We start from the raw sequence: 19,314 nt of genomic DNA on the forward strand, positions 1-19,314 counted from the left end.
ACTCCTGACTACCCACCAAAGTGGATCGAGATAGCGGTTTTCTTTTCAACGTATGAACCTGGCGGTATATCTTGTGAAGTCACAACTGATGTTTCATCACCAGTGATGGTAACATCTAATCCTGTCGCTTGCCAGAATCCAGCTACATCCTGTCTACTCCATCCAAGCATATTCGGAATATAGATCGTATTAGCATTGGTAACTAAGAATACCTTTTGTCCCGTTGTCACAGAATGTCCAACTTGTGGATATTGACGAATAACAGTATTTCCATCACCCAAGTTATATAGTTCTGTTCCATAGGAAGAGAGTGTATTTTGTACATAGCTTAAACTATGGTTGATCAACGATGGCATCTCATATACCGAAACAGTTTCTGCTGTATTTTCTGGTGTTTCAGCTGTCTGCTGTGCAAACCCATATTGCATCGCAATACGACGTAATAAGTTTACTTGCGGTTGTTGGTTGACTGGTGCACTTGAATCAATTTGGATTGCATAATAAACCAGAATCTGTGGGTTATCTGCCGGTAAAGCACCCATAAAGGAATAGATATACTTACCAGATTGATAACTACCATCAACCGCTAATTCAGTTGTACCTGTCTTACCCATCACTTTACATTCAGGGATTCGATAACCACGACCTGTACCCTTATCATCATTTACTACACGATAGAGAATACTCTGTAACTGTTTTGCGGTATCACTTGTAATCGGATGACCTACAACCGTCTTATTTGCTTTATAGATATATTTCGAATTGTCATATCCATCACGAATAGAATCTACGAAATATGGTTTTACCATTGTACCATCAGAGAATACAGCACTATATGCCTGCATTAACTGCAACATTGTAACCGTAGAACCCTGACCAAAGGATAAGGAAAGTTTATCCGAAGGATACGTAAAGTTTAATGTACCAGTTGCTTCTGGTAGGCCATCTGTATCTACATCATTGAAGAAACCAAACTTTCTTAAATACTCAAGATTAATATCTGGGGTAATCACTTCATTTTGAACTGTACCTGCTACAGAGTTTAGCGAGTAAATAAGACCTGTATCAAAATCAACTGATCCATATTGATAACGATCTGCATTGTAAACACAGCCTAGACTATTATCTGCCGTTGCACGAATTGGATTATTTTGGCTATCAGTTCCATAGCAATAAGAATTACCATTTGTTAATTCCGAACCATTATATTTACCCTCATTGATGGCAGCAGCCCAAGTAAATGTCTTTAAAGTAGAACCTGGTTCATATGGGACCTGTGCACCAGTATTTGTATAATCTGTAATCTCACGAACATTTGGATCGAAGGAGTTTGATTGACCCCAAGCTAAGACCTTACCAGTCTTAATCTCCATGACACCGCCCCAAACATTATCTGCACCAAATTGACTTTGCGTCATACTCATAGATTGTTCAAGTGTTTGTTGGATGGAAGTATCTAGTGTTAGATAAACATCATCACCATTTACAGCGCTGACCACTTCATCCTTCATACCAGGTAAACGATATCCATCTTTGTCTGTCTGGTATGTACGTGTACCATTAGTACCAGATAGATAAGAGTTTAGGTAAAGTTCCAATCCCATCTGTCCTGTTGTAATGTCATGGTCATCTTGTTGTGCATAACCAATTAAGTTCGAAGCAAATTGTCCATTTGGATAGATACGCTTGATAGAATCCGTAAATTCAATCCCTGGCAATTTGTAAGATTCAATAAGGTCCTTGGTTGCTTGTGATAAGCGGCGACCACCAACACCTAACTCTGTTTGGTATATATCTTGAGATAGATATCCCATGATTTTGTCATAATCAATTTTTAAAATCTCAGATAGAACCTTTGCCGTCCCCTCTTTATCTTTCACGTATGCAATCTGACCTTCGATAGATTGACGTGCAGAAGATAAAACACAAACGATATCGTAAGTACGATTATCCTGTGCAATTACCTGACCATTTCTATCGTATATAAATCCACGCAACGCTAATGTAGTGTCTGTAACCGTATTGGCAGAATCTGCGTAAATACTCAAATCTGTTCCAGAGCGCAAATGCACCTTCCCAATGGTTACGAAAAAAACATTAGAAGCAATCAGCATCATTGCTGCTAATGTCACGATCAATATTCGACGTACTTCGTTACGGTATTTCTTTCTTTTTGCCATTCTATTCTCCAGTTGTCTTGCTAGATCCACCTGTGATAGTGACAATGTTCTCCTGTTTCTTACTTAGACCGTTACTTGCCGCAATTTCATCAACGCGGTTATTTGATCCTAAGTTCAAGATTTCTACCTTGAGTGCATCATTCTGCGTACGTAATGTTACGATATCAGCTTCCATTTGTTGTGTTTGAGCACTTAAGGCATTGTTGTAAGTTCTTAAGAATATGGAACTAGCCAAGTAAAGTGTAGCAGAAATCATGAACATCCATATAGAAAAATTTAAAAATGCTGTATTTTTTTTCTGTTTTTTTCTTTTAACAATCTTGGCCATATCCCTATTCTCCTTTTTTCTCTATAACACGTAGCTTTGCACTGTGAGAGCGGTGATTCTCCTCTAACTCTTCATCAGTCGCTGTGATTGGCTTTTTTGTGATTAAGTTGTAATCTGCTTGTTTGATATCAGATGCCTTGATTGGAATGCGTGGGTCAATGTAAGGTGCTGATGAATATTCTTTGAATACACTTTTGACCATGCGATCTTCCAAGGAATGGAACGTAATAATCGCACATCTACCATGCGGTTTTAATAAGCTCAGTGCATCTTCCAATCCTTTTTGTAATGCTCCAAGTTCATCATTTACTTCAATACGTAATGCTTGGAACGTTTGTTTTGCTGGATGTCCTTTTTGACGTAACACCTTGTCTGGTAAGGCTGACTTGATGACATCCACCAATTGGAATGTTGTTTCAATTGGTTGAATAGCTCGATGTTTTTCAATTGCTCTTGCAATTGGCTTTGTAAATTTCTCTTCTCCATACTCTCGCAAGATACGGCAGAGTTCTTCGAAGGAATATGTATTCACGATTTGGTATGCATCTAATTCTTGTTCCTGATTCATACGCATATCTAAACGTGCATCATATCGATAACTAAATCCTCTAGTAGGATCATCGAACTGTGGAGAGCTAACTCCTAAATCCATCATGATTCCATCCACTTCATGAATTCCTCTTTTTGCAAGTTCTTCCTTCATGGAGCGAAAGTCATTATGAATCATCGTGATATAAGACAGCACATCTTTTAGATTCTCGGTAGATTCCGCAATTGCTTGACTATCTTTATCAAATGCATATAGATGACCACTCTTCAATTTGGAAATCAGATATCCAGAATGTCCACCACGGCCCAATGTTCCATCTACATAGATGCCATCTTCTTTTACATTGAGTGAATCTACTGTTTCTTTTAATAAGACCGATGTATGCTTCATGCTTGTAATAACTCCGTCAAGTCTTCTGCGAAGTCTTCTAATTCACCCATAGATTCTTCGTTGTATTGTTCAAATACTTTCTCTGGCCAAATTTCGAAGTGATCAGAAGCACCTACAATTACACAAGACTTTTCAAATCCACGATCAGAAATCTGGAATTGTGGCAATAGGATTCTTCCTTGGTTATCCACACCACACTCATCCGCCTTGCCTAAGATACTACGTACAAAGGCACGGGCTTTTTTATTTGTGATTGGTAACTTATTTAGTTTTGACACCAACTCGTTCCATTCATTTTCCGCAAACGCAGCTAAGCATCCATCCATCCACTCAGTTACGTAAATCTTTGTCGTCAACTGGTCTCTGTATTTTGACGGAATAATCAGTCTGTTTTTCGGATCTAGGTTGTGTCTGTATTCACCTGTGAACATCACCATCTGAATATTCCCTCCACTTTGCTCCATTTCATACCACTATTCTACCACTTCGTAATTATTATACAAGATAAAAAACATAAAAAAAGAAGAAAAATCTCGCTTATCATCGGCATTTTTCACATTTTTGCCAAAGCGTGATTTTTCTTCAAATTCTGTTTATTTTTTATGAAAAAATTAACGAGAAAAATACTCTTCTCGAAGAATTCCCATGGTCAAAACATCATAAAATTGACCACGGTGGTAAGAAGCAGCTCTTCTTCTGCCCTCCAATACAAATCCAACTTTCTCATACATCTTGATTGCATTTTCATTGTATGAGAATACATTTAACTCAACTTTGTGTGCATTCAATTCCTCAAAGCAGATACGTATTGCCTTTCGCATAGCTTCACTACCATAGCCCTTACCTTGATATTCAGGTCCTACTAAGATGCCAACCGTTGCGATCATCTCTGGCATTGATAAATTAAATGCCGTAATATGTCCCACTACTTCACCCTGCTTATTTTCTATTGTTAATCCAAAGCCAGTTCTTCCCTGGTTTGCTGACCAACTATGAAATAGAGAAGAGTTCTCTTCCGCAAATGTAGGAACGATTCTAGAACGATTACCAAGTAACATTGTCTCTTCGTTCCACCACTTTGCTAAAATTGCTTCATCTTCAGCCGTCGTACCTCTGAGTGTAATTTTTTCACCACATAATAGTTCTTTACGATATTGTAATAAATCTTTCATATAACTCCTTTAATCTAAATACATCGGATTGATATCAATCCGTAACCCTGTTACATCTATCTTTGTCGTAGATAAAAACCTTGCAACCGACTGTCTCATCGAATCTAAATCCTTCCCCTTTAACAAGATTCGATAGCGATATAAATCTTGTATCTTTAACAACGAAATAATACCAATCGTTTTAAAGTTACCCACGATTTCATCCTTGATTGCCATTGCTTGCTTCATCACCACATCATCCTTGCGACCTTGGATCGTTAAGGCAATCAAGTAAGTATATGGCGGATATTGTCCAGCATGGCGAAACTTCATCTCGTTGCGGAAGAATGCTTCGTAGTCTTGCCTTGCAGCACACTGCACCGCATAGTGACTTGGATCAAATACTTGATATACAACTTCACCCACTGTATCAGCTCTGCCACTTCTTCCACCTGCCTGCATCAATAAATCAAAGGTCATCTCACAACTACGGAAGTCCGTACGTTGTAAACCTTCATCCCCATTGATGACACCAACCAGTGTAACGTGTGGATAATCTAATCCCTTGGCTATCATCTGTGTACCCAATAAGATATCTGCTTCATGATTACCGAAAGCTTGTAATATCTTTTGATGTGCATTCTTTCTACCTGTTGTATCCGCATCCATACGCAATACCTTCGCATTAGGAAATAATGCATGTACTTCCGCTTCTAGTTTCTCTGTGCCAAAACCCATTGTGGTAAAACCCGTACGATTATGACAATGTGGACATTCCTTTGGAACAGCAATCTCTGTACCGCAAGTATGACATTTTAAGCGATTCACATCACGATGATAACTCATCGCAATATCACAATGTGGACATTTCACAACCTCTTGGCAAGACTTGCAGCGAAGCTGAGTGACATACCCACGGCGATTTAATAACAGAATACTCTGCTCATTTTTTTCTAAGCGCTCTTGTATCTTCTTACGTAATTCATCAGTAATGATATAGTTGCCATTCTTCTTAATACTATCCTTGATTGATACAAGTTGAATGTTTGGTAGACTTTGATTGATACGTTCATTCATCTTTACCAAGTGATATACATTTTTTAGAGCACGTGCATAACTTTCAAGTGCTGGTGTTGCTGAGCCAAGTATCACTTTACAGTGATGATAATGGCCTCTCCATATAGCCACGTCACGACAATGATATGCTGGCTGGTTTTCTTGTTTATAAGAATTATCATGTTCTTCATCCATGACAATCAAACCTAAATTCTGAAATGGCAAAAATACCGCACTTCTTGTGCCAACGACAATAGATGCTTTACCAGTCTTTACCTTGCGGTACTGCTCATACTTCTCTTGGTCGCTTAGTCCACTATGATAGATTGCTAATGCATGTCCAAAGCGAGAAGAAACACGATTAATCATTTGTGGTGTCAAACTGATTTCAGGCACTAAAATCAATACCTGTTTATGTTGTAAAAGTGCTTGTGCAGCCAGTTGTAAATATACCTCTGTCTTACCAGAACCAGTGATACCATGTAGAAGATACACATCGTCCTGACTATTGTTAATTTCATCCATTGCAGACTGTTGTAATGGTGTTAACTGTAATGCAAATTCAATATTGATATTTACATCATCTGCTGCTTCTCTTTCTTTTTCTTCTAAGAGAATTGCATTTTTCTCAATGAGTGCACGCGCTTGCAGTGGATATATTTTACGTAAAGCTGTATATGTTAATGGTTGATGCTCACGTGCGTAAAGATAGGCTTCTAATTGCTTAGGTGTTAAACTAACTTCTTCATTTGTCAGTTTAACCCATTTCTCTTTTACAATTGTTTTATCATTTGTAGTTGGTTTCAACTTCGATGGTAACATCGTCTGAAAACAAGATATCGTTGTCGATAAAGTATTTTCTTTTAGCCACATCGCTAAGTTATGTAATTCATCTGTAATTAAACTTTCATGGTCTTTAACTTCTTGAATAAAGCGCAATTTAAAACCAAGTCGTGTTTCAATCTCTTCCTTTGTTTCATCCGTATCTTGGATACTTTCTACAAAACCAACAACACTACGATTTAAAAGTGGAATCGTTACACGGCTACCCACTTCAATATCTTCATCGTCATATAAGTATGTAAAAGTCTGATCCAGCCTACGTACAGGATGTTCTAACCAACATTGCACAATCTTCATAGTCTCTCCAATTTCTTACTCTATTCTACTATAAAATGAAAATTCCACGGTAAAAGTTTAGATAAAAAACAGCAGTGACTATTCTGCCGTTTCAAGTTTCATGATATGTCGTAATAACTCTTTTGTGTATGGATGTTGTGGGTTTTGCATCACTTCTTTTGTTTTACCCTCTTCTACAACCTTTCCATCCTTCATAATCATCACACGATTACATAGGTTGCTAATGAGTGGTAAATCATGGGATACAAAGATTGCTGAGATGTGATGTTGATGACATAGATGCGTTATTAAATTACAAATCTTCTCTTGTGTGATAACATCTAATGCACTTGTAATTTCATCACACAACAATACTTTAGGATCACACACAAGTGCACGGGCAATCGCTGCACGTTGACATTCCCCACCAGACATTTCGTAGGGATACTTTTTTGCAAAGGAAGCATCCAACCCAACTTCCTGTAATAAGAAACGATTTTCTAACGCATTTGGATTTAAATATTTACGTACTTCATTCAAACTTTGCTCAATCGTATATTGCTTATCAAAAGAAGCTCTTGCATCTTGAAATATCATTTGTATATTTTGGAAGCGACTACGATCTTTTCTATCAAGTGATTTACCAAATAATGTAACTTGTCCTTCATCCGGTTGAATAATGCCTGATAGTAGTCGTAAGATTGTACTTTTACCACTACCACTTTCCCCTATGATGCCAAGTATTTCTCCTTCATCAAGATGAAGGGAAACATGATCTACTGCTAATACTCGTTGTTTCTTTTCATGGAAGCACTTAACAATATTTTCTGCTTGTATTAATCGTCCCATAAATCCTCCGTCTTTGGTAAAGCAGCCAATAATTCTTTTGTATATGCATGCATAGGATTTTGAATTAGCGTCTTTGTTTCTTGTACTTCGACAATTCTACCTTGATACATTACCACAATACGATTACACAATTGTGCAGCCAGTGCAATGTTATGTGTAATCACTACCATCGTCATACCTTTTTCTTCTTTCAGCAGTTTTAGCTGTTGAACCATTTCATATGCACTCTTTACATCGAGTGCACTCGTAGGTTCATCGCACAAAAGTAAATTCGGATCATTCATTAGCGCAAGTGATACCGCTACACGTTGTGCCATACCAATTGACAGCGCAAAAGGATAACTGTTAAAAATACGTTCTGGTTCTTTTAATTCAAACTTTCGAAATAAATCATATGCCTTTTGACGAGTTTCTTCCCTACTTAATTTTCCATTTGTTGTTTCGTAAAATTGAGCAGATATTTTTCTTGTAGGTACTAGTGAGAAATTACTGCTTTGAAAAATCGTTGCTATTTCATCTTTAAATAACTGTCGATATTCCCTTTGATTCATATCCAAAAGTTTTTGATTTGTATATAAAATTTCACCTGCATCAATTTTAAGATTTGGTTCTAATTGAAGAATACAATTTAACAGACTTGTTTTTCCACTACCGCTCTGTCCAACAATCCCAATCACTTCTGATGGATAGACAGAAAGTGAAACATCATGTAACACTTTTGCATCGCCATATCTAGCAATGACATTTTTTATTTCTAAAATTAGCTGTCTCATGATTGAAGTTCTAAATCAACTGTAATTTGGTAGTAGTCTGTAACATGAGGTGTAAAGTTCTTCAATCCTTTTCTTGTTGCGAAAATCAAGTTATTAAACCCAATGTATGTAACGCTATAACTTGACAACAATATTTCCTCAATCTGTTTAACAAGCTTAATACGTTCCTTTGTATCATAGGAATCATTTAACTGTTTTAACAATACCTGCATTGCATGGTTATCATATCCAGAATAATTCACAGAACCTCCTTCGGATAGTAACGCATTTAAGTAATATGCAGGATCTCCTGTAGGCATTGTCACCATGGAGTAGAAACCTAAATCATATTCTTTATTCTCAAGATATTTTGTGCCTTCATGCAGCTGAAGTTCAGCGTGAATTCCAATCTTCTTAAGTGCGGACTGTAATTCCGTCGCAATCGCTTCTTGTGATAGACGTTTATAGTAAGCGATTGTAAGAGAGAGGTTTTGACCATCTTTTTCTACATACCCATCACCATCTGTATCTATATAACCCAATGATTCTAAAATTTGCTTTGCTTCCACTTGGTTATAAGAAGCTTCATCAGAACTTGGTAATGCATACTCAGAATCACTTGGAAATGGTCCATCCGTAGCAGTCATTGTGCCATCCAGTAAGTAACTGGCAATCGATTCTTTATCAATTGCTTTGGCAATTGCTTTCCGCAGTGATACATCTGAAAGGGTTTCTGTATTCATGTAGAGAGAATATACTCGGCTAGATGGAATCATATGAATATCAAATTCATCAGTATCCTTTAGTTGCTTAATTCCCTCCGAATTCATCTCTGTATACGCATCCAATTCATGATTCTTAAGTGCAAGAATTGCCGTTTCTTTCTCAAGCATCTTTGTAACTGTAATCTCGTCTAATTTCGGTGTTCCATTCCAATAATTTATATTTGGCTCAAGCACAATTTCTTGATCAGCTGTAAATGTCTTCACCGTATATGGACCAGTCCCAATCGGCATCGTAGTCCTATCTTCCTTAGAATTTAGATTCAATATCGCAAACATTGGATCACTTAAATCAGATAATAATGTTGCGCGTGGTTTTACAGTCTTTATTGTGATTGAATTACCATCTATTTCATATTCAGCATCTTTTAAGAACGCAGCTCTTGCGTTTTCCTGTGCAACATGGTGCAAATTATCTACTACACTTTTTGCGTCCATTGTTGTACCATCTGAGAACTTAATATTCTCGCGTAGCGTTAACTTCCATGTCTGTGTGTCAATGTTTTCTGCGTTCGATACAAGCCATGGGGTAATCTCCATGTTATCCTCTACTTTAAATAAAGTTTCCCCAATACCATATCGAACGGTGAACCACCCATTCCACTCTAAAGCTGAATCCAATGATGCAGTAAACTGCTCTGTACCAATACGGATAGTATGATTAGCTGTTTCATCTATTTTTGGTGTTGGTGTACATGCAGACAAGGCTAATGTCATAGATATACACAAAACTTTAATCCATCGTTTCATTTCGTTCCCCCTCTTGACTATTGAAAGTCTTTGCGAATTGGTTGATTAAAAATACTGTAATGAAGATAAACAAACATGGGAATAAAGAAATCCATGGTGCGGATGTTAAATATTGTCTTCCTTCACTAATCATAGAGCCCCATTCTGGCGTTGGTACTTTTACTCCAATGCCTAAAAAGCTAAGCCCTGCAAGTGACAATAACATATTCGCAAAGTTTAACGTCAATGTCACTATCATTACATTTCGAATATTCGGTAAGATATGTCTCAATAGTATTTCGATATCACTTAATCCTGCAAATTTAGCAGCAGTTACATATAGTTCTGATTTCTCTTTTAGCGTCGCAGATCTTGCCAAACGAGCAAATAACATCCAATCACTAATTGCTAGGGCAATCATCGCATTATGTAAGCCACCACCAAGTATCCCTGCAATCGCAATCGCAATTAACATTTGGGGAAATGCTAAGAATAAATCACATATCGCCATAAGTACTTCATCTAACAGTCCACCCATGTAACCGCTAATCATACCGACAAAGATGCCAAATCCTCCAGCAACCACTACGATTACTATCGTAGATAGAATGCTAAGTTTCGCGGCTACGATTGTACGTACAAACACATCCCTTCCAAAGGCATCTGTTCCAAAGAAATGTTGCATACTAGGTGCTTGTAAACGAACAGCTAGATTTGATTCCGAAATTATCTTCGGTAACATTAATTCCATCAAAACACTGCACAATAATAAACATGCAATCATGATAATCAAGATCCACTGTTTACGATTAAGCTTCACGACTATCACCACCTAACCGTATCCGTGCATCAAAGATTCCATAGAGTACATCTGCCAATAAATTAATTAAGACATACGCAAGCACAAGCCACACTACAACAGCTTGAATCATCGGAATATCCTTACTAATGACCGCATCCACCAACAGTTTTCCAAGACCAGGCCAGTTAAATATGGTTTCAATTAACGCCACACCACTTAAAAGACTTCCAAAAGAAACAGCAGTTAAAGTAATCACTTCAACCATCGTACTCTGAAGCACTGTGCAAAACAGAATTGAAACTGTACCAACACCTCTAGCACGCAAACCTTTGATATAGTCCTTCTCTAACTCACGACTAGCAATCTTTTGAATCTGTTTGATATAACGAAATGACATACCAAGCGTGATAGTTAGACTAGGCATAATAACACCTGTGCTATCCTTTGGTAATACACGAAAGATATGAAACACAGAAGTAAATAAATACAACAATAATAATCCGATTATAAAGGTAGGAATTGATATCCCTACCTGTGTTATCACATCAATCAGCTTTGAAAGTCTTGATTGTTCGTGGTATGCACAATAGATTCCAAGCGGAATCGAAACAAGTAAAGTTAGTATCATACTATTAATTGCAATTGAGATTGTATATGGAGCAGATTTCATAATCTTTTCAGATACTGGGCGACCATCCTGATAAGAAGTACCTAAATCCCCTTTTAAGAAAGAAACCCACCAGTTTTGATATTGAACAAAGAATGGTTCATCCAAGTGATGTTCATGACGGAACTGTTCTAACATCTCTTCCGTTGCTGGGGACCCTGCTTGATGAAAATGCATATGTGCTGGATCACTTGGTGAAAGATAAATTAAACTAAATGTGATAAGCGTAACTCCTACAACAATAGGAATTGTACGCAATAAACGCTTGATAAAATATTTCATTGTAAATTCCTTTGCATAGTTGAATACATCTTCACTTAATCTCTACAGAAACAAAATACATTAGCACTATCGCTAATGTATTACTTTTGCCTGTATTTAGCTACATAAATACTGCTTCATGCACAACAAATGGTATGGGAATTCATTGCTTTCGTCAAGTCATATCACCATTCAATAGGAATAATGCTATAATTCTATCGTTATAAAGGAGGTATCAACATGTTACCGAAGTTAGAAAACAGTAATAATATCACTGCTATTGAAGAAGAAATTCAAATACTCAAAAATCTTTTGAATACTGCAACGCAGAATATGATTCCTTCTGATAAATTCCATCTCATTGATGAACTTTCAAATTTATCCGCAAATCATGAATACGATAAGTTAACAGATTTGATTACCTCATTATCCAATGAGGATTTAGATATCATCTCTAGATATTTCTCTGTTCTACCTTTATTAATCAATATTACAGAAGACGTAGACCTAGCATACCAAGTCAACCTACAAAATAATATTGATCAAGATTATTTAGGTAAAATCTCCACTCAGATGAATATTATCGCAAAGAGTGAACATGCCAAGGAAATCTTAGAGAACTTAAATGTAGTACCAGTGCTAACCGCACACCCTACACAAGTACAACGTAAATCCATGTTGGATCTAACAAATGAAATCCATCATTTATTACGGAAAGACCGCGATTGCAAGGAAGGCTCAATCAATAAGCGAAAATGGAATGATAACCTTCACCGTTTAATTGAACTGATAATGGAAACGGACATGATCCGTGAAAAGAAGTTAAAGGTAAAAAACGAAATCCGTAATGTGACTGACTATTACAATACTTCTTTAATTCCAGCTATCACAGCCTTAACTGCACAATACCGCAGAGAAGCCGCAAAACACGGCATTGATGTCAGTGCCGCTACCCCTATTACAATGGGTATGTGGATTGGTGGTGACCGTGATGGAAATCCATTTGTTACCGCAGAAACATTAGAAATCTCTGCTACTACACAAGCAGAAGTAATCTTAAGTTATTACATTCGTAAGATTGAAGAAATGTATTTCTACTATGCAGTTTCATCTAGTATCTCTCACGTTTCTCTAGATGTCGAAAAGATGGCTGCCCTTTCAAGCGATACTTCTGTCTATCGTGAGAAAGAACCATATCGTAAAGCATTTCACTATATATTAGAAAGACTACAAAACACTTATAACAACTTTACACAGAACACAACTCATGAAGTATGTTATGAAACAGTAGAACAGTTCCAGAATGATTTACTCACAATTAAAAAATCCCTTATTGACAACGATGATGCGATTCTAACAACTGGTAGCTTTAATGAAGTATTACAGGCTACAGAAATCTTCGGTTTCTATCTTGCAAGTATTGATATGCGTCAAGACTCTAGTGTCTTAGAAGCATGCGTTGCAGAGTTGTTGAAGTCCGCAAATATCGAACAAGACTATAGTAGTCTTGACGAAGAAAAGAAGTGTGCCCTACTACTGGATCTATTAAATAATGACCCACGTATCTTATCCGCAACACACGCACCAAAATCAGAACAATTATCTAAGGAACTTGCAATCTTCAAAACCGCAAGAGAACTGAAGGACCGTATGGGCGAGAATGTCATTCGTCAGCATATCATTTCTCACTCCGAAAGTATCTCTGATATGTTTGAATTAGCGATCTTGCTCAAAGAAGTAGGCTTACTGGATAGCGAACATAGTCGTATGCAGATTGTTCCACTCTTCGAAACAATTGAAGACTTACAAAACGCAAACGAAATCATGCGTACATACTTACATATCCCTCTTGTTAGAAAGTGGCTAAATGACCAAAAATTCTACCAAGAGATTATGCTTGGATACTCTGATTCCAATAAAGATGGAGGATACCTATCCTCTGGTTGGTACTTATACAAGGCACAACGAGAACTATCTGCCATTGGTGATGAGTGTGGTGTAAAGATTACCTTCTTCCATGGTCGTGGTGGAACAGTTGGCCGTGGTGGTGGACCATCCTATGATGCGATTACTTCTCAACCATTCGGATCTATCAAAGACCGTATACGTTTAACCGAACAAGGAGAAGTTATCGGTAATAAATACGGTAACCGAGACTCAGCATACTACAATCTAGAGATGTTGATATCATCTACTTTAAACCGTATGGTTAATCCAATGGTATTAAGCAAAGAAACATTACGTGAATATTACACCATCATGGATCCAATTGTAGAAAATTCAAATATAATCTATCGTGATTTAGTATTTAATAACCCACACTTCTATCCATACTTCTTTGCGGCAAGTCCAATCAAAGAAATCTCTAGTTTAAATATTGGTTCTCGTCCAGCAGCGCGTAAAACAATTACAGATATCAATGGCTTACGTGCAATCCCATGGGTATTCTCATGGTCTCAGAATCGAATCATGTTACCAGGATGGTATGGTATCGGTTCAGCCATGCAACAATATATCGACCAAAACCCACAAGAAAATCTAGCAAAGTTACAACAGATGTATCAAACATGGCCATTCTTCAAATCCTTATTAGAGAACGCAGACATGGTGCTATCAAAGTCAAATATGGATATTGCTAGACAATACAGCAATCTTTGTGAAGATGAAGAAACTCGCTCGGTATTTGATCGCATTGAAGCTGAATGGAAACTCACAAAGAAAGTCTTATTACAGATTGAAAATCATAATGAACTCATCCAAGATTTACCTGCATTAAGAGGAAGCTTAGACTATCGTCTTCCTTACTTCGATATTCTAAATTACATTCAGATTGAACTGATTAAACGTATTCGCCAAGGACAATACACAGAAGAACTAGAAAAGACAATCCACGTTACCATCAACGGTATCGCAACTGGACTAAGAAACTCTGGATAAGGAGGATTCATGAACTTTACAACATTAGCGAAAGAACGTTATTCTTGCCGTAAGATTTCTTCTAGACCTATCGAATCCGAGAAGTTAGAAGCTATCAAACAAGCAGCGATTGCAGCACCTACTGCACATAACTTCCAACCACTAAAAATCTGGTTAATTCAATCACCAGAAGCACTAGAGAAAATTAAATCAGTAACACAACAGAAATTTCTACATACTTCCCCTGCATGTTTCATCGTTGGTAGTAACGCAAGCCAAGGATGGGTACGCGAAGAAGATTCTATGAATTTTGCGGACGTAGATGCAAGCATTGTGGCAACACATATCATGCTTGCAATTCAAGATGAAGGTCTAGCTACGACTTGGATTGGTAACTTCTCTCCTGAAAAAATCAAAGAAGTTTTCCCAATGATGGAATCCTATCACTTGATTGCTATCTTCCCAGTTGGATATCCAGAAGAAGACGCAAAACCTTCACACTTACACACCACACGCAAAAGTGAAGAAGAATTTATTGAAATATTATGACAAATAGAGAGATGGGTATACTCATCTCTCTATTTTTTTACTTCCATATTTCATTTTAAATATAGTGAATCTTATATCGACTTACATAATCTTAATCATATTGAATAAAGCTAAACAAAAGGCATACACGTTATAAAGTGTATACCTTTCACATTTATTAACCTAGAATTGATGCTCTCTTCTTAGCAACATATGCTGTAACCAATAATGACATCATTAGGATTGTTCCAAAGAGTGGTAAATTACTTGAATCACTTGTTTCAACACTTGGTGTTGGTTCAGGTTCTTTCTTATTTGTAATTTCCATCTTACCATTCGCATCAATCAATCCATAAGTAACTTGGTACTTCGCACCATCGATTGTGATGATATTACCAGTTTCACCAACTTCACGTACTTCGTAAAGATTATCAACAGTTCTACCAGCATCTCTTACAGGAAGATTTGTAAATGTTGTTGTCCAGTTGTTTGCGGCATTTAAAGTTACTGGAGTACCTTCCGCTACACCATCCTTATACAACTGTACTTCTACTTGATTTGCACTACCACCAACCCACTTCTTAGTAACTTCAATATTTCTATATTGAACTTCGTTGTTACTGATTTCTTGGTCATATACACCAGAAGCGTTTGCAGTAGCTTCGTAGCTTGCTTTAATCAACTGTGTTCCAAAAATAGCATTTGCTTCATTTAATACCCAGTTGCCATTTGAATCAATTTCTCTTACAAAGTAGATGTTAGGATTTGATGTATCCTGTGCATCATTAACCATATCGTACTTCAGAAGATCCACAAATGTAAAACTCCAGTTGTTAGCTACGCTTAATGCTACCTGGTCAATCTGTGCATATGTAGTTGAACCTGATGCCATTAACTTATCTACCTTTGCCTGGAAGATTTCGCTTTCACTCATACCTGTTGTATCAAGTAAGCTTCCATCTGCATTTGTTAATACAACCGCATCAAAGTTATTTTTTGTGATTCTAAAGAGACCAACAGTAACAGATGTTACATGACTTGTATTTGTTGCTTCCCACTTCTTGGAAACTGTTAGGTCAACCTTATCATAGTCAACTGGATCTGTACCGAATGCTACCGTACCGTTGGAACCAATTCCGCCTCCACGTGGTGCAGTGTTACCTGTTACTACAACCTCAGCTAGATTTCTAGCTGCAGCCTTACCTTCATTAGAAACGATAGCTTTAAGGGCAATCTTATCTGTGATTCCATCAAGAGTTCCTCTATCCACAACTGGACTCACTGTACTTGGATATCTTGCGCTACCATCTGAGTTACCTAAATATGCATTGTCAATCTTTCCATCTTCATACCAATGTACTAACCAGTTACCAAGACCATTATTAGAAAGAATCAATTTCTGTGTATTAGGGTCATTCTTATTAATGGAAGCCACATCATCACCAGCAGAGCCTGTATCGTTATTTTCAGCCCCTGTACCTGCAATGTTATCAAAGAATGATGCGCCGTTTGTAACAGCAGTTGTAGCACTACCTGTTGGACATAACCACAGACCACCACCAATCTTAGTAGCTGTATTTTCTGTAACAAGAGTCTTACCCATCTTTAATACATATGGAATAGATGCTACATAGATACCACCACCCTGCTTGCCAGCAGTGTTGTTAGTAAATTGACCACCATTAACATAAACTTCCATAGAAGCTACATAGAGTCCTCCACCAACACCATTTTCAGCATTCGGATCTGAAATTTGAGATGTAACCGCGGTCATAGTAGCTTCGTTACCTATGATAAGACCACCATTGATTGTTGCAGCAGCAGGGAAGAAACGTCTCCACATCGCTTCAGGACTGCTACCTCTATCAGTAGAAGTCAAATAGTCATTAACACCAATACCGCCACCAAAAGGAGCTTTATTACCACTGATTGTACCGCCGTCCATAATTAACTTACCAGTACCATTTACCGCAATACCACCACCTAGTGTAGCAGCCGTATTATTAGAGATAGTACCACCATTTAGTTTTAGCGTACCCGTAGAATAGAGATATGCTGGATTGCTCCAGGTTTCACTCCTTGTATAGTTTAAACTATATGTTCCAACAAGAATACCACCATATTCTGCAGTATTACCTGTAATCGTACCACCTGTCATCTCCATAGTAGAGTTTCCCTTGATACCTTCAACACCAACCGCTGCATTTAGGCCACTACTTCCGCCGTGTTCTAGAGTATTGTTTGAAATGTCTCCACCATTCATGAAGAAGGAAGCACCCTCTGTAATTTTAACAACATTCGTAAACTGGTTACTCATATAGTTATCATGAATTGATCCACCGTTCATTGTAAGCACTGCATTAGGACCCTTTGCTGTTACAATACCTGCTATTCCGGCGTTTGATCTTACATTCTTGATTTCTCCACCGTTAATGGTTAATTTACCCTGATTGTTAATTACAGCGCTCTTATAATTGGTGTCCTGTGCATTACCATCAAGAATAATATCTTCCCAAGTAAGACTTGCACCTTCTTTGATATCAAGTGCAATAGCACTATTAGTTCTAGTTAGAGTAAAGCCACCACTTAAAGTGATATCCTTTCCAGAAGGAACTGTAACTGTTGCAGTTAATGGTATATCTGCAGTTAAAACAATTTCTGTTGCATCTGTCGCATCATTAATTGCCTGTTGTAGTTCAGCAAGTGTACTTGCATTAACTGTCGCCGCATGTGCCTCCAACTTAAATATTGGAAGTATTGAAAGTGAAACAATTAAAGCTAGTAAAACTGTAAATAATGACTTCCTTCTAAACATTCTCAAAACCAACCTTTCCCCAAAGACGCTTATGTAATAAACCAATTCTGTTACAAACCAATGAATCGAAACAATCTTCTAATCAATCAATATATACAAAAAATAGGCATAACATCCTAATTCACTAACATCATATAATATATACATTGGATAAACAATTTATACGCCTAACTTTTTAAGAAATTCTTAAGCAATCGATAAAAATTGTATACATTATCAACAAATTGTAAAGAGTACTCACTAAATCGAGTACTCTTTATGTATTTTACAAATTTTACTTAGCGGACTGTTCTTTTCTGATGAAAGCTAGAATTAACAATAATGTTGCAAAGAATGTCATTGAAGTTGCGTAACCAAATAGATTTGTTGCATCACTTGTCTGTGCTGTTCTTTGAACAGTAGAAGAACTTCCACTTGCACTTGGAGTGCTTGGTGAACTTGGTTGTGGAGCAGAAGCAGGTCTTGAGTTAGCATCCTTTGGATCTGTACCATTAGCCACTTCTTCCACGTCTGTGTATCCATCGTTATCATCATCTAAATCAGTAACATCTGGATCCCCATCACCATCTGTGTCTCTTTCAACTGTAATATCAATTGTTCTTGTAACTGTTGTACCGTCTGGATTTTGAACAGTCACTGTAACCTGGAAGTTACGAGTTTCTTCTGTTGTACCCCAGTCAGTAATATTTGGTGTTCCACTAATAGTATTAGTAGAAGGATCGTATGTTACACCGTTTGGTAGACTTGGTGTATCTACAGTTACTACAGATGCTGGATCGCCTGGAGTAATTACAATATTTGTAATTGGATTACCATCAATCACAGTCTGAATTGGATTATTGATTGTTGGTTGTGCTACAGGTGTGATAACTGCCGCAGGTCTTGAGTTAGCATCCTTTGGATCTGAACCTGCTGCCTGCTCAACTGTATCTGGAATTCCATCTCCATCATCATCTGTATCTGTAACATCTGGAGTACCATCACCATCTGTATCACGTTGTACAGTAATCTTAATCTTCTTATTTGCTGTTGTACCATCTGGATTTTGAACAGTTACAGGAATCTCAAATGTACGAGTTTCTTCTGTTGGTGTCCAGTTTGTTACATCAGGTGTTCCACTGATCGTATGAGTAGTTGGATTATAAGTTACACCGTTAGGTAACTTACTTGTGTCAACAGTAATTACAGTAGCTGGATCACCAGGAGTAATTACAATGTTTGTAATTGGTTGTTCATCGATAACTGTCTGATTTGGATTTGTTATCGTTGTCTGTGGAGTTGTAGTAGGAACAGAAGTTGGATCCTTTGGATCTGTACCATGAGCTACCTCATCTACATCTGTATATCCATCTCCATCATCATCTGTATCAGTGATATCTGGATCTCCATCGTGGTCTGTATCACGTTGTACAGTGATCTTGAATGTACTTGTTGTTGGA

15 protein-coding genes are annotated in these 19,314 nt (G+C 37.4%); 2 read left to right on the top strand and 13 right to left on the bottom strand.

The annotated features are described in order from the left end of the window. Positions 1 to 8: 8 nt before the first annotated feature. From RWM19_RS05145 to RWM19_RS05195, 11 genes are all read right to left on the bottom strand, one after another. On the bottom strand, positions 9 to 2,180 hold the full coding sequence (locus tag RWM19_RS05145; protein WP_313984479.1) for a penicillin-binding protein: 2,172 nt from the start codon (positions 2,178 to 2,180) through the stop codon (positions 9 to 11). A gap of 1 nt (position 2,181) precedes the next feature. Further along, on the bottom strand, positions 2,182 to 2,508 hold the full coding sequence (locus tag RWM19_RS05150) for a septum formation initiator family protein (protein ID WP_294021751.1): 327 nt from the start codon (positions 2,506 to 2,508) through the stop codon (positions 2,182 to 2,184). Between the two features lie 4 nt (positions 2,509 to 2,512). Further along, entirely contained in the window at positions 2,513 to 3,448 is a 936-nt protein-coding gene (gene rsmH / locus RWM19_RS05155) for a 16S rRNA (cytosine(1402)-N(4))-methyltransferase RsmH (protein WP_313984483.1), read from the bottom strand. Further along, a complete protein-coding gene (gene mraZ, locus RWM19_RS05160) occupies positions 3,445 to 3,885 on the bottom strand; it encodes a division/cell wall cluster transcriptional repressor MraZ (RefSeq protein ID WP_294208657.1) in 441 nt (146 codons plus the stop codon). The genes rsmH and mraZ overlap by 4 nt, the downstream gene beginning before the upstream one ends. 174 nt (positions 3,886 to 4,059) lie before the next feature. Then, the gene (locus tag RWM19_RS05165) at positions 4,060 to 4,620 is read right to left on the bottom strand and encodes a GNAT family N-acetyltransferase (protein ID WP_294023660.1); all 561 of its coding nucleotides are present in this window, start codon (positions 4,618 to 4,620) and stop codon (positions 4,060 to 4,062) included. 9 nt (positions 4,621 to 4,629) lie between these two features. Further along, positions 4,630 to 6,795, bottom strand: coding sequence for a primosomal protein N' (gene priA / locus RWM19_RS05170; protein WP_313984488.1), 2,166 nt, complete (start codon positions 6,793 to 6,795; stop codon positions 4,630 to 4,632). 78 nt (positions 6,796 to 6,873) lie between these two features. Next, positions 6,874 to 7,623, bottom strand: a complete 750-nt coding sequence (locus RWM19_RS05175) for an ABC transporter ATP-binding protein (protein WP_313984491.1) — start codon at positions 7,621 to 7,623, stop codon at positions 6,874 to 6,876. Next, positions 7,611 to 8,396 carry an ABC transporter ATP-binding protein gene (locus RWM19_RS05180; RefSeq protein WP_313984494.1) on the bottom strand — a complete coding sequence of 262 codons (786 nt, stop codon included), beginning with the start codon at positions 8,394 to 8,396 and terminating at the stop codon, positions 7,611 to 7,613. Before RWM19_RS05180 ends, RWM19_RS05175 begins: the two co-directional genes overlap by 13 nt. Beyond that, positions 8,393 to 9,907 (bottom strand): ABC transporter substrate-binding protein, encoded by a 1,515-nt coding sequence (locus RWM19_RS05185; protein ID WP_313984496.1) that lies wholly within the window; start codon positions 9,905 to 9,907, stop codon positions 8,393 to 8,395. The genes RWM19_RS05180 and RWM19_RS05185 overlap by 4 nt, the downstream gene beginning before the upstream one ends. Further along, positions 9,891 to 10,706: an ABC transporter permease gene (locus RWM19_RS05190; protein WP_313984498.1), complete on the bottom strand. Its 816-nt coding sequence runs from the start codon at positions 10,704 to 10,706 to the stop codon at positions 9,891 to 9,893. The genes RWM19_RS05185 and RWM19_RS05190 overlap by 17 nt, the downstream gene beginning before the upstream one ends. Continuing rightward, on the bottom strand, positions 10,696 to 11,637 hold the full coding sequence (locus RWM19_RS05195; RefSeq protein WP_313984501.1) for an ABC transporter permease: 942 nt from the start codon (positions 11,635 to 11,637) through the stop codon (positions 10,696 to 10,698). Before RWM19_RS05195 ends, RWM19_RS05190 begins: the two co-directional genes overlap by 11 nt. Before the next feature lie 219 nt (positions 11,638 to 11,856). Between RWM19_RS05195 and ppc the strand changes: the two genes are divergently transcribed. Together ppc and RWM19_RS05205 are read left to right on the top strand one after the other, a co-directional pair. Further along, complete coding sequence (gene ppc / locus RWM19_RS05200) at positions 11,857 to 14,553, top strand: phosphoenolpyruvate carboxylase (RefSeq protein ID WP_313984503.1); 2,697 nt, start codon at positions 11,857 to 11,859, stop codon at positions 14,551 to 14,553. Positions 14,554 to 14,562: 9 nt separating this feature from the next. Continuing rightward, positions 14,563 to 15,081, top strand: a complete 519-nt coding sequence (locus tag RWM19_RS05205; protein ID WP_313984505.1) for a nitroreductase family protein — start codon at positions 14,563 to 14,565, stop codon at positions 15,079 to 15,081. 157 nt (positions 15,082 to 15,238) lie between these two features. On the opposite strand, the gene RWM19_RS05210 is transcribed toward RWM19_RS05205, so the two are convergent. Both RWM19_RS05210 and RWM19_RS05215 read right to left on the bottom strand, forming a co-directional pair. Continuing rightward, the gene (locus tag RWM19_RS05210; RefSeq protein ID WP_313984508.1) at positions 15,239 to 17,875 is read right to left on the bottom strand and encodes a Cna B-type domain-containing protein; all 2,637 of its coding nucleotides are present in this window, start codon (positions 17,873 to 17,875) and stop codon (positions 15,239 to 15,241) included. A 274-nt stretch (positions 17,876 to 18,149) separates the two neighbouring features. Then, a partial coding sequence (locus RWM19_RS05215; RefSeq protein WP_313984511.1) for a putative Ig domain-containing protein occupies positions 18,150 to 19,314 on the bottom strand: 1,165 nt, incomplete at its 5' end.

This window comes from uncultured Solobacterium sp. (assembly GCF_963517755.1).
Lineage (GTDB): Bacteria > Bacillota_I > Bacilli_A > Erysipelotrichales > Erysipelotrichaceae > Bulleidia.